Source organism: Pedobacter cryoconitis (assembly GCF_014200595.1).
Lineage (GTDB): Bacteria > Bacteroidota > Bacteroidia > Sphingobacteriales > Sphingobacteriaceae > Pedobacter > Pedobacter cryoconitis_C.
This window is the reverse complement of the sequence record NZ_JACHCG010000007.1, coordinates 102,897-114,922: the sequence shown is the minus strand read 5'-3', so window position 1 is coordinate 114,922 and position 12,026 is coordinate 102,897. Positions and strand designations below refer to the sequence as shown.

Here is a 12,026-nt window from a genome sequence, read left to right as displayed (position 1 = left end):
CCATGAAAACCACCGATTATCTTAACACCACCTTTGTTCAGCAAATCATGCAAGACCAGTTTCCTGACCAGACTATCGCTGTGCAGGACATTACCTTGCTGGACGTAGATAATTCAGCCAGTATATTGGTAGCCCTTACCGCTACGCAAACAGAAAGCACCATTGGTCATTTTGGCCTGGAAGTCAATTACACGCTCAATGGATTGCCGCAAAGCAAGAGAATGGTCATGAAAATCAAACCTCATGGTCAGGAAATTGTGAATATGCTGAATATGCTTTCGCAATTATGCGGAGGCGAGCTCAATAGTGTTTACGAACAGTTTAAGCATTTAACAGGCTTTTATTATACCCATTTAAAAGAGCAGGAGATTTATAAAAAGCTGCATCCATTATTCACGCCGGTCATTTACGGCCTGTATACCAATGAACAGGAGAACATTTACATCATCTTAATGGAATATCTGGATGATGTGGATTTGCTGAACACAGTCATGGCGCCTGAAAAATGGAGCGATCAGCATATCAAATCTGCGTTAAAGCAGATGGCAGCCTGGCATAGCAAGATGTTGAATAAAGTGGAAAATGTAGACCTTGAAATATGGAAAGATGCCCCTTCTTTACAGCAAATGACAGACTTGCTTCCTTTATGGAATGCTTTATTAAACAATGCTGCTGATAAGTTCCCGGAGCTTTATGATCCTTTAAGGGTAAAAACCATGCGCAACGCTATACAGGAAATCCCAAATTACTGGCAACAACTGGAAAAGCTACCGAAAACCCTGGTCCATAACGACTTTAATCCAAGAAACAGTTGCTTTAAAACTCAAAACGGTGAGATCGAATTTTGTTTATATGACTGGGAACTTGCGACCTTCCACATCCCTCAGTATGATCTGGCAGAATTCTTATGCTTTATTCTGGATCAGGACAGGTATGATCAGCGTTATGCGTATACTGAATATTACCGGGAAGAACTGGCCAGGCTAACAGGAAAATATAATTCAGCTCCCTCTTTTCATCAGGAGCTGTATATGGCAACTTTAGATTTTGGTATCCACCGCGTGGGTTTGTATATGATGGGCCACAGTGTGAGCCCTTATCCATTTCTCCCCCGCGTAGTGAATAGCTTTTTTGACGCGATTTCAGGACACAGCCTTAACTAACCAATTCTTTCTCATACAGGATATATTTTACTGATTCATACGGTGTATGGTCAGTAAAATGTACTGAATAATTGTCTGAGCGCATCAAACAGAAAATAGTGTCTTCATAATATTGGTTCGCCGCCCTGATGTAATGTGTACAGATATAATTCATTAATCCCTGTCTTCTGAAATCAGGGTGCACCCCAACTGTCTTTCCTAATAATCTTCTCTTTTTCAGCAGTGGATAATCCCTGTTAAAGTCATAGCCATCTGCGGTTGCAGGCAAGGACTGATAATCCGGATAACAAATGCTCATGGCAGCCAGCCTTCCGCTCTGCGGATCTATTAAGATAACCGAGCTGTGAGGGCAGATTTTACGCAGGAATTTAGTGCCGTACAGCAAGCGGAACTGTTCAAAAGAGATCGCTTTATAAAAAGGATTTTGATTAAAAACGATTTCAATCAGCTCAAACAATTCCTTTTCATATTGCATCCAGCTCTGCTCGTTTAAAGCAATCACTTCAAAAGGAATTTTGCTTTGCTCATCCATTAAGGCTGCGTAATCAGCATAAAGTACCGGAAGTGTGTTTTGGGTAATGTACCGGCTTTCGAAGGTCAGCTTTTCTTTAAAATTCACCTGAGCCAGAAGAGAGGAATAATAAACTGGATTAACTGGTTCACTATCAAATCTGTTCCAGCTTGGTAAACTGCCCGCCCGGATGCGGTACCGGTTATAAGTATTAAAGTTGATTGGCCCGGTCATACTAGCCAGCTTCCTTACACTGGTATCGCTTTCCAGTAGTCCGAATGCTTCGATATTGAGTGCCAGATCATCAGCAGATTCCCAGAATCCAAAATAAGCAGCGTCCTCGTTGTGGGGGAATATACCCACCAGCCGGATATGCTGATGGTCTGTATAGATGATGATCTCGTTTTTTTCTGCCTCTAATTTGAACAGGGCAGCAATCATTGCCCTGTCTTCTGTTAATTTAATGGTTAATTCTTCATAAATCTTCCCCGGTACAGTGAAAAAACTATCAGGGATGGAGCCTTTATAGACAATACGTTCGACTAAGCCCATTTTATAATAATTTAATCTCTCCGGTTGAACCATCCATACTGATTTGTTGCCCGCTGCTTAACTTTTTGGTCAGCCCCGGAATATTGATAATCGCCGGGATTCCAAATTCTCTCAGCAAAATAACGGAGTGGGATAAAGCAGATCCCTTTTCAATCAGTACGCCTTTGCAAGTCGGGAAAAGTGCCACCCAGCCAGGATCTGTACGTAAAGCACAAACAATTTTACCACTCACATCCAAATCGCTATCCGGCCCGTCTATTACAATGATCTCCGCAGTAATCTGACCGGGAACGCAGCCTGTACCCCGCAAAACAGAAGGATCTTCATCTACGGGCTCTGGTTTAGTACTGCGTAAAGGCGGGATCGTAACCTGAGCGGCCACTTCTTCCTTTTTATATTGTTCAAATGTGGCTATCCGCTCCGTTATCACACCAGCGATTTCAAATCCTGGTTTATCCAGTAATAATATTTCTATTTCATTCTGAGTCAGATAAAAGATATCACGTGCCTCCGTCAATACTTTTTTCTCCTTCAATAATTCACCCGCAGCCAGGTATAAAGTACGGTACATCCCGAAAAGTCTTGTTCTTTCTAAACGCAAGGCTTCCCGGTATTGAATTGACTTTTGCAGTTTACCCAGACTTTTGTAGACTGTCTTTTTAAAGAATACAGAATGCTCTTTAAGTTTCTCTTCCAGATCTTTTACTGCCGATTCATGTAAATGAGACAAAGCTGAGGTTTGAAAAGAGTTAGACGTGGTCAGATAATTGCGCAGGTAACTATAAAAGATTTTAGGCGACAAACGCATTGTAATCGTTTCCAGTTTTAACTCTCCTACAGTACGGTCACCATAGACATGGATAAAACCTTCCACCTCTTTGTAAAATGCTGGAAACTGCGCTTTAATTTGCATGTGCACATCATCAGGCAAAAGAATAATCAGCGCTTTCAGTGCCTCCTGCTCCATCGCTTTTAAAGAAAGTTTTTGCATCAATATCGCAGGTTGGGCACTTTCGATTTCCTGGTTACCTGCTAAATACCTGCTTAGAAATTCATCAGTATCCAAAATACCTGCTTTGAGTAGTTTACGTCTTACTTTCCCGTTCATCATCATCACATACAGATCATTGATAATCGGGGTAGTCCAGTTGCCCATCAGCTCTTTATCCAGCAGATTTTTTTCTTCCAGCAACTGTACAGGATTAGCAAATGCACCTGGCAATTTGTAAAACCGCTCGTAGTGTTTGGTGATGTGGCTATGAAATTCAGCTACACTTTTCTCTAGTTTTCTAAAAGCAGAGAACAACCTTAATAGATTAAAAAAGGTTGGAAAGATCATGCTGAGTTTTTCAGTGAAGGATTTTTCCGTATCGGTAATAAAGTCAACAGGCTCTTCCAGCCCCATCATGCGCTCCATATCTTCTTTATTCTGTTTAAAAGAAGGAAATAGCTGCAAACAACGGTACCAGTTATTGATATTATAATAAATTCGGCCCTGAACCAGTCCGAGTAAATTGTTGACAACAGGTGTGTAAGTCGTGATGACCTGCTCAGGAATAGCTAACAGAATAATAGTCTGGAAATAAACCGTTGCGTAGGCATGCTGAGCGAAGCTGAAAGTTAAAGGCGTAGTTACCCCACAATAACTTTCCTGGATATTTGAATTGTCATAGACAATTACATCCGGGATTTCCTGGGTAATATGACGGGATTGAACGAAGTAAAGTTTATTCCTGGAGATCACGTATTCTATATCCTGCGGATGACCGTTTCTTTTCTCCAGACGGGTTGAAATCGTAAATATTTCACGCAGGTGTTCTTCGGTCAGGCTGTGTATTTGTTGTTTATCCTCTTCCACATCCAGCAGCTGAATACCTTTTTCATCGTGCATCTGATAAAGTTTATCTTTTAGTGCTATCTTTTGATGAACGACTGTTCCGTCTTTTTTGGAAAGATAAAATTCATCAGGGTCGAGTTCTCCGTTAACCAGGCCCTCTCCCAGCCCCCAGACTGCATGAACAGCCATTTCCTGTGGATATTGCGGATAGGTTGAAAAAACAACCCCACTGGCGTCCGCATCGATCTGCTGTTGCAAGATTACCGCTGGTCTTGCCACAGCTGATAATTGTTTGTACTGTCTGTAGGCTACGGCTTCAGCCGAATACGCACTGGCAGCACATTTTCCTACGGCTTCAATGACATCCTCATAATTTCTCAGATTCATATAAGAGCTCATGATACCAGCAAATGCATCATGTGTTCCATCTTCATCGGCAATTGAAGAACGGACAATTATACTCCGGTTGGGGAAGTCCCATCCGGATAAAATCTGACGTAATTTTTCTTCTTCCGGTTTGCTGAGTGTAAAACGCAGCAGCTGATCTAATATGGATACTGTAGTTGCATCCTTTGCTTTAACGATAGGATCAAAGTTCTCCGCAGGGAGTACTAAAAAATCGGGTACAGTAACCTGAGCTTCCAATAATTTAAGCAGTCCTTTTGCTTTACCTCCGATCGTATATCCGGGCACATTTTTAACAGGGTAGATTATCATGATTTGAGATGTATTTCAATGATTACAGAGATATAGCTGATCACCATAAATAAAGAGACCAGCAGTTCGGCAAGGCGAAGTTTTTTTTCGTCCGGCCGTTTAACAACTTTAATAAAGAGGAAGCCTATCGCCAGGTATAACAGGCAAATGGTGATGTACGTCCATAAATTTGATTGGATAGTGTATAATATCCGGCATTGTACGATTACACCGATCAGTAAAACCAACAAGACGCAAACGATCGAAGTCACATAGCCCAGAGATTTGGAATAAGAGTCTACGGTTTCTCTTTCCGCTGCCGGAGCATGGATTTTACGGGCAAGTTCAAAACTAAATCCGCAGAGTAAACTGATACCCGCTAATAAATACAATGCCGTATGATGCAGATCAGAGTTAAATGCAGACCATATCCAGACCATCACAAATGGCATAATCACCATATGGGTACAGGCATATAACAATAGCCGCTTGCTTAAAAATGAGCCGATGAAAAACTCATAGCGCATCAATAGACTATAACCTACAGCTACCAGCCAGCAGATTAAGGTTAATGGCCCATTCCAGTAACTCCAGACCAGTTCTGAGACCGTGAGTATGGCAGAGAGCAGAAATAACTGGTTTAAGGTGACGCGGCCAGATTGCAATACTCTGTCCGGATGGTTGATCTGATCAATTTTATAGTCTTTAACCTCATCGAATACCCGCAGCCTGAAAAAGAAAGAGATAAAAGCAATGATACCCAGACCAATTTTAACGCTGAAGTTTATGGGCTGGGAAGAAAAATAGGAGGCTATGGAGTATACGTTTATAAATAGAATAGCAAACAATACCATATTTACCGGGGGGAACCTTTGCTTGAAATAAGCAAGTACATTTTTTACTTTCAATTTCTGAATTATTAAGATGAATAATAAGCTATTGATGTAAAGTTAATTTTGGGAGCGGGGCAGAAAATGTAGAAACTGATATTTCAAATGTTGTTTTTGATATCGGTAACAATTTATTTCGTGCGATTTAAACAATTTGAGCATCTATTTTTCAGGAGAATTCAGAATAAATGAATCAAATTGATATATTTGCCGAAATGTCCTTGTAGTTCAATGGATAGAATTTTGGTTTCCGGTACCAACGATGGGGGTTCGAATCCCTTCAGGGACACAAAAAGGGATACAGTTTTAAAATTGTATCCCTTTTTTATTTTAAGCATTTCCAAAATAAAAAAGCCCCTTACTATTTAGTAGTGGGGCCTCAATTATGGTGTGTTGTTTAAAATTTTCGCTTTATTCTCAGTACCAATTACAGTAAATCGCCACTGCTTTGGGTAGCTTTCATTCTCGTCAATCCATCAAAGGACAGGCTTTAACAAGCAATTTTATTCTTTTTATAGATTTTAAAAACCATACATTCCACCCGAAACGCTAATTTGTTCACCTGTAATCCAGGCTGCGTCATCGGAAGCAAGAAATACTACAGCTTTCGCAATATCTTCGGGCTGACCTCTGCGGCCAAGCGGTGTTTTGGCAATAAACATCTTTTCGTAATCACTGCCAGAGGTTACACCTGCGCTAGCCGCACCTTCTGTATCCGTCGCACCCGGCAAAATAGAATTGATACGAACGTTCTTTGCACCCAGTTCTTTCGATAATGCAATCGTAATAGCGTCTAATGCCGCTTTAGTGGCAGAGTACAACGAGGCGCCCGGAAGAGGGTATTTGCTTGCACCCGAGCTGATATTGATGACATTGCCGCCCTTATCGCCAAATGCTTTTAACGATGCCTGGATAGTCAATATAGGCCCCAGAACATTGACGTTGAAATGCTGATGAAAAGCTGCCACCGATATCTGTTCAACAGGTAAGTATCCCTGATGGACCGCGTTATTTACCAAAATATCCAACGGGCCGAAAGCCGTATTGGTTTCTTCAAATAGCCTGATCACATCGGCTTGGTCCGAGACATCGGCTTGTACGGCAATGGCCAGGCCTCCTTTATCAGTTATCTCCTTAACCACCCTGTCTGCACTTTCTTTACTTGAGGCATAATTCACAACTACTTTTGCGCCTGCTGCTGCAAAGTGTTTTGCAATAGACGCACCTATTCCTTTTGCTGCACCTGTAACTACCGCTACTTTGTTTTCTAATATACTCATGATTTCTAATTGTTAATATTCTTCAGGCATATTTTCCGCTCTGAAGTATATCCAAAGATGCAGCCCCTTAACGAATTGTTAATTGACATGAATCACTAAATGCCTGTGATTTATGATAATCCATGGTTGTGATCTGAATCACGTTCATCGGATAACTAATTGTATAAAAGAAACTTAAGACACCTGAAAAAACCAGGCAGCAGAAAGTCAGAAAGATTACAACTGCATATTTGAGTTGAAAGATAAATATCTATTTAAAAGAGTTTTTCCTTATCCGGCTCAAGGTTTCCCGGGATAAACCCAGATAAGAAGCGATCATATTTTGCGGGAACCGTTTTAGAAAATGCGGATAATTGCTAATCAAATCCTCGTAACGCTCTTCAGCCGTATAACTCATAGCAGCTTGCATTCTTTTCTGGTTTGCAATGGTGTAATTTTGATTGATTACGTTCGCCATCGCTGAAAAGGCAGGTATATGCTTAAGAAACTCTTCAATTTGGGTGTTGGTTGATTGCAGAACCTCCAAATCTTCCAGCGCTTCAATATTAAAGCGACTTGGCGTTAACAGGTAAAAGCTTTCAAAATCGGCCAGCCACCAATTTTCCACAGATAATTTCAGTATATGTTCATGCCCTTTTTCATCTACTGTAAAGGTCCTGGCAGATCCTTTGATAACAAACCCTATATATTTGCATACGTCTCCTTCCTGTAAAAAGTATTGCCGTTTTCGAAGTTTTTTTGGCTTGAAATGTACCATCAACAAATGTTTATCATTCTCTGAAAGCAGTTTGCCTGATATTTCCTGAATGTAATCGAAAAACACTTCAAAATTGGACATAGTTCAATTATATAATTATCCGCAATTTACTCAAGCTGCCTGATAAAAGAAAAAAACATCGTAAATCACCAATTAAGACTGTTTGTTTAAGTTTACTTCATTGCAAAACATGAAGTTCAAATAATTTTAATGCGGATAGGGCCCCTAATCTGATTCACATCAATTGGTATCCCCTTTTGTGTAATCACAACTTTACCTTGATTATGCAAATCAATAGCCGCGTCGACTACGTTTTTCATATGTTTTCGCCAGTCTTCAGGAAATAGCATGCGAGCAATTTCAGATGGGCATGTACTTTTTTCAGGCCCCCGCTGTATAGCGATGGACAAAATGGTGTGTAATATATCTGTTTGCCGTTGCATATGTCTTAACAAAGATAGATATTTTACAAGAAGGTATTTTAAAGACCTGCTTCACGTGCTGCCTTAAAAGCTTTACCAATAGATATAGGGGTATTCACACATTTATCGTCTTTATTGTAATCAAAACACATTAATTACAATTTATACACGCAATGAAATACCTGATTACAATTTCAGCCATCCTGCTATTCTTTCTGACCGGATGCAAAAAAGAAGACTTGAATTCCAATAGATTAAAAGTAGAAGTGAGCAACAATGATCCTTATAATTCCAGAGACCCTTATGTCATTGACGTTTTTAATAACAGAACAGCAAAAAATATATTAAGCGTCCGCGAGAGAAGAACGGGAGATTACGAAACTGAAGATGTTCTTCCGGGAGACAAAATTGATATCATATACACCATGTTCTGTGATTGCGAAATCATCATCAAATTTAAAGGTCAGAAACTGGATAAACGTTCCAATAGCTTTTTTGGAGGTACTAAAGATGGGAGGATGTCAGTGACCATACCACGATAAAATCTGAATCTTCCAAATATTTCATGTAACAAAACCCACGAATGTTACCACTTTGCGCTTAAAATTATCGATTTATCAACATAAATATCAATTATTTAGCACATTCACGTAGGGGAAACGGGTGTTGGTGTAATAATGAAATGATAAGTCAATTGATAAGCTTAATATTGAATTGTGAATCATCTACCTATGGAACACACACAACAGTAATGTATATATTTTACACTACAAAAAAACCAGCCTTCCGGCTGGTTTTTTGTGTTTACAGGAAAAAAAGATTTTTTGTTAGAACGCGTTGACGATTAACTGGATCGCCCCGTAATTATGCTCAGGGCTAAACATTGCAGTTGCTGCAATTGGCATATGGTGACTGAAAACTACCAGGTCTTTATTTAAGGTGACACCAGCATTGACAACATTGGGTTTAGAACCATAAAAATTTTCATCTCTGCCAAACGCAAATCCGCCACCTGCGAAAAGATGGACATTCGTTCCTTCCTCTTTCCAGACTCTGTAATCAAGCACCACATAATTGGAATAATTATTAGCCAGACTTCCATTACTCGTTACATGCGTATCTCTGCCTTGTACAATTGTACTCCAGTTAATACTGATCGGAAAGGCGTCTCCGAATTGATATCCGGCAGTTACGTCAATAAAGTGGGAAGTAGTAGCTCTTTTATAGTCGAACAGGTTAGCATTAGGGAAATCCGTTACGTTGTTAATATCCCAAACCGAAAAGTTAAAACCCTTTTTAACATAACTCACATAATAATCGAATTCCTTGTATTCCCCGTTAAAACCGGCCCCGCCCCAAAAACCAGCAGAAAAGCTTCCATCCTTAGTGGTATAATGCATATCTACATCAGTGATCGGACTGTTTGAAACCTTAAATCCGCGCCACAAGTATAAATTACGCACTTGCAGATTCACATTAAAGGGTTTATATTTTTTCACTGCGACAGTATCAGTTTTAGGCGTTGTCAAGTCCTGAGCCACCGCAGAAAGGCAAAGGCATAGCCCTAGTATAGCCCCAAGGCTACCTTTATAAATCATTTTCATAAAAATCTATTTAAGAAGTTCTGTTTTGTTTAACTGCTGATTAGTGAAGCTGTAAATAAAGAAAAGCTGCTATCGCTGCCCCCACAACCGGACCGAGAATAGGAATCCAGGCATAAGTCCAGTCACTGGTGCCCTTCCCTTTGATAGGTACTAAAGCATGAATAATTCTGGGCGCCAGATCACGTGCCGGGTTAATCGCATATCCGGTAGTCCCTCCTAATGAAAGGCCAATCACCCAAACCAGAAAAGCAACAGGAACAGCTCCGACAGAGCCTAAACCAACAGGTATTTTAGTGGGTGTAATTTCAGCTCCGGTGATATAGAAAACTGTAAATACCAATACAAATGCACCGATAATTTCACTGGTTATATTTGAAGTGTAATTACGGATAGCAGGGCCGGTACAAAAACAGGCCAGCATAGCTGCCGGATCATTGTCTTTGTTAAAATGGTCTTTATACATCACCCAAACCAGGAATGCACCCATCCCCGCTCCTATTAACTGTGCAGCTATATAAGGGAGCACACTTGCCCAGGCAAATTTTCCGGCTATTGCAAGACCGATAGTGACCGCAGGATTTAAATGCGCACCACTATAAGGGCCGGCAACTGTTACCCCTACAAAAACTGCCAGTCCCCAGGCAGTGGTAATAACCATCCACCCGCTATTATTTCCTTTAGTATCATTTAATACGACATTGGCTACTACGCCATCGCCTAAAAGTATAAGTAACATTGTACCTATAAGTTCTGCTATGAATGGAGTCATTCTGGTAAAATTAAAGGTGAATAATTAGTTTGAATCTGCATCAGGTAACTCTTCATTCCAGCTTTGTGCAGCATGAATAGCTCTCTTCCAATTCTTAATCCCCTTTTTAATCACCGTCTGATCTCCTGTAGGAACAAACTCTTTTTCAGACTTCCATAACTGTTGAATCTCTTCTACGCTATCCCAGAAACCAACTGCTAATCCCGCTAAATAAGCAGCTCCTAAAGCTGTAGTTTCCACTACATTCGGACGGATCACTTTACAATTCAGCAAGTCAGATTGAAATTGCATCAGCAGATCGTTTGCAGTTGCCCCGCCATCGACTCTTAATTCTTTAATTTCCATTCCAGCATCAGCCTCCATTGCTTTTAAAACATCCCTGGTCTGGTAGGCTATAGATTCCAGTGCAGCAAGCGCAATATGTGCAGATGTACTGCCTCTGCTCAGTCCTACAATAGTACCTCTTGCATCAGGTTTCCAGTAAGGCGCACCTAAACCAGCAAATGCAGGGACAAAATAAACTCCCTGCGTGTCTTTAACACTTGCAGCCAGTTTTTCTACATCAGCAGATTTTTTAATCACACCTAAGCCATCACGGAGCCATTGTACAACTGCTCCTCCAATGAAGATGCTTCCTTCAAAGGCATATTGTATTTTACCGTTAATTTTCCAGGCAACTGTAGTCAATAAGTTATTTTTTGATTCCATGAATTCATCACCAATGTTCATCAGCATAAAACAGCCGGTTCCATAAGTGTTTTTAACCATGGCTTTTTCAATACACATCTGTCCGAAAAGCGCAGCATGCTGATCTCCCGCAATTCCGGCGATCGGTATTTTTGAAGCGAAAATAGTGGTGGTCGTTTCTCCGTAGATTTCACTGGATTGTTTAACTTCAGGGAGCATACTTTTTGGGATATCCAGCATTTCCAGTAATTCATCATCCCACTCCTCCGTTCTGATGTTAAACAACATGGTACGGCTTGCATTGGTAATATCGGTCACATGTACATGGCCCCTTGTAAATTTCCAGACCAGCCAGCTATCTACTGTTCCAAATGCCAGCTCTCCTTTATTTGCTCTGTCACGCGCGCCTTCTACATTATCAAGAATCCATTTTATTTTTGTACCTGAAAAGTAAGAGTCAATTACCAATCCCGTTTTGGCACGGACCATATCAGTCTTACCATCTTTTTTAAGCTGATCACAGAATTCTGCGGTACGCCTGTCTTGCCAGACAATCGCATTGTAAACAGGTTCACCAGTTTCACGATCCCATACAATGGTCGTTTCACGTTGATTCGTAATACCAATTGCCTTGATATTAGAACCGTTGATCCCTATTTTCACCGTTGCCTCTGCCGCTACACTGGCCTGCGTAGACCAAATTTCATTCGGGTCATGTTCTACCCATCCTGATTGTGGAAAAATCTGGGTAAATTCCTTCTGTGCCGTTGATTTAATCTGTCCTTTATGATCAAAAATAATTGCACGAGAGCTCGTTGTGCCCTGATCCAGAGCCAAAATGTAATCTTCCATAACTTT

Annotated in this window: 11 protein-coding genes and 1 tRNA gene; 3 read left to right on the top strand and 9 right to left on the bottom strand. The window is 40.6% G+C overall.

The genetic code is table 11. The features are described from left to right. The first annotated feature begins 2 nt into the window (after positions 1-2). Entirely contained in the window at positions 3-1,163 is a 1,161-nt protein-coding gene (locus HDE70_RS26545; protein ID WP_183892338.1) for an aminoglycoside phosphotransferase family protein, read from the top strand. Here HDE70_RS26545 and HDE70_RS26540 read toward each other — a convergent pair. The 3 genes from HDE70_RS26540 to HDE70_RS26530 are packed head-to-tail and all read right to left on the bottom strand — an operon-like array spanning position 1,156 to position 5,667. Then, a complete protein-coding gene (locus HDE70_RS26540; RefSeq protein ID WP_183892337.1) occupies positions 1,156-2,226 on the bottom strand; it encodes a hypothetical protein in 1,071 nt (356 codons plus the stop codon). The two genes, HDE70_RS26545 and HDE70_RS26540, sit on opposite strands and share 8 nt — an antisense overlap. A 1-nt stretch (position 2,227) precedes the next feature. Beyond that, positions 2,228-4,780: a PEP/pyruvate-binding domain-containing protein gene (locus HDE70_RS26535; RefSeq protein WP_183892336.1), complete on the bottom strand. Its 2,553-nt coding sequence runs from the start codon at positions 4,778-4,780 to the stop codon at positions 2,228-2,230. After that, the gene (locus tag HDE70_RS26530; RefSeq protein ID WP_183892335.1) at positions 4,777-5,667 is read right to left on the bottom strand and encodes a UbiA family prenyltransferase; all 891 of its coding nucleotides are present in this window, start codon (positions 5,665-5,667) and stop codon (positions 4,777-4,779) included. Before HDE70_RS26530 ends, HDE70_RS26535 begins: the two co-directional genes overlap by 4 nt. A gap of 199 nt (positions 5,668-5,866) precedes the next feature. Here HDE70_RS26530 and HDE70_RS26525 point away from each other — a divergent pair. Beyond that, positions 5,867-5,938, top strand: a tRNA-Arg gene (locus HDE70_RS26525). A 232-nt stretch (positions 5,939-6,170) separates the two neighbouring features. Here the strand turns inward: HDE70_RS26525 and HDE70_RS26520 are convergent. The 3 genes from HDE70_RS26520 to HDE70_RS26510 form a co-directional block, all read right to left on the bottom strand. Further along, positions 6,171-6,929, bottom strand: a complete 759-nt coding sequence (locus tag HDE70_RS26520) for an SDR family NAD(P)-dependent oxidoreductase (protein ID WP_183892334.1) — start codon at positions 6,927-6,929, stop codon at positions 6,171-6,173. Positions 6,930-7,179: 250 nt separating this feature from the next. After that, positions 7,180-7,767 carry a Crp/Fnr family transcriptional regulator gene (locus HDE70_RS26515; protein WP_183867325.1) on the bottom strand — a complete coding sequence of 196 codons (588 nt, stop codon included), beginning with the start codon at positions 7,765-7,767 and terminating at the stop codon, positions 7,180-7,182. A gap of 116 nt (positions 7,768-7,883) precedes the next feature. Beyond that, complete coding sequence (locus HDE70_RS26510; RefSeq protein ID WP_183892333.1) at positions 7,884-8,129, bottom strand: DUF3253 domain-containing protein; 246 nt, start codon at positions 8,127-8,129, stop codon at positions 7,884-7,886. 152 nt (positions 8,130-8,281) lie between these two features. Here HDE70_RS26510 and HDE70_RS26505 point away from each other — a divergent pair, with 152 nt between their 5' ends. After that, positions 8,282-8,650, top strand: a complete 369-nt coding sequence (locus HDE70_RS26505; RefSeq protein WP_183892332.1) for a hypothetical protein — start codon at positions 8,282-8,284, stop codon at positions 8,648-8,650. A 285-nt stretch (positions 8,651-8,935) separates the two neighbouring features. Here HDE70_RS26505 and HDE70_RS26500 read toward each other — a convergent pair whose 3' ends face one another. The 3 genes from HDE70_RS26500 to glpK are packed head-to-tail and all read right to left on the bottom strand — an operon-like array spanning position 8,936 to position 12,020. Further along, complete coding sequence (locus HDE70_RS26500; RefSeq protein ID WP_183892331.1) at positions 8,936-9,712, bottom strand: hypothetical protein; 777 nt, start codon at positions 9,710-9,712, stop codon at positions 8,936-8,938. Positions 9,713-9,752: 40 nt separating this feature from the next. Continuing rightward, the gene (locus HDE70_RS26495) at positions 9,753-10,481 is read right to left on the bottom strand and encodes an MIP/aquaporin family protein (protein ID WP_183867321.1); all 729 of its coding nucleotides are present in this window, start codon (positions 10,479-10,481) and stop codon (positions 9,753-9,755) included. Between the two features lie 24 nt (positions 10,482-10,505). Next, complete coding sequence (glpK, locus tag HDE70_RS26490) at positions 10,506-12,020, bottom strand: glycerol kinase GlpK (RefSeq protein WP_183867320.1); 1,515 nt, start codon at positions 12,018-12,020, stop codon at positions 10,506-10,508. Positions 12,021-12,026 lie beyond the last annotated feature (6 nt).

Excerpts from the sequence above, each read along its gene's own strand:
- HDE70_RS26545 (WP_183892338.1), top strand. The coding sequence starts at position 3 with ATGAAAACCACCGATTATCTTAACACCACCTTTGTTCAGCAAATCATG.
- HDE70_RS26540 (WP_183892337.1), bottom strand. The coding sequence starts at position 2,226 with ATGGGCTTAGTCGAACGTATTGTCTATAAAGGCTCCATCCCTGATAGT.
- HDE70_RS26535 (WP_183892336.1), bottom strand. The coding sequence starts at position 4,780 with ATGATAATCTACCCTGTTAAAAATGTGCCCGGATATACGATCGGAGGT.
- HDE70_RS26520 (WP_183892334.1), bottom strand. The coding sequence starts at position 6,929 with ATGAGTATATTAGAAAACAAAGTAGCGGTAGTTACAGGTGCAGCAAAA.
- HDE70_RS26515 (WP_183867325.1), bottom strand. The coding sequence starts at position 7,767 with ATGTCCAATTTTGAAGTGTTTTTCGATTACATTCAGGAAATATCAGGC.
- HDE70_RS26510 (WP_183892333.1), bottom strand. The coding sequence starts at position 8,129 with ATGCAACGGCAAACAGATATATTACACACCATTTTGTCCATCGCTATA.
- HDE70_RS26505 (WP_183892332.1), top strand. The coding sequence starts at position 8,282 with ATGAAATACCTGATTACAATTTCAGCCATCCTGCTATTCTTTCTGACC.
- HDE70_RS26500 (WP_183892331.1), bottom strand. The coding sequence starts at position 9,712 with ATGAAAATGATTTATAAAGGTAGCCTTGGGGCTATACTAGGGCTATGC.
- HDE70_RS26495 (WP_183867321.1), bottom strand. The coding sequence starts at position 10,481 with ATGACTCCATTCATAGCAGAACTTATAGGTACAATGTTACTTATACTT.
- glpK (WP_183867320.1), bottom strand. The coding sequence starts at position 12,020 with ATGGAAGATTACATTTTGGCTCTGGATCAGGGCACAACGAGCTCTCGT.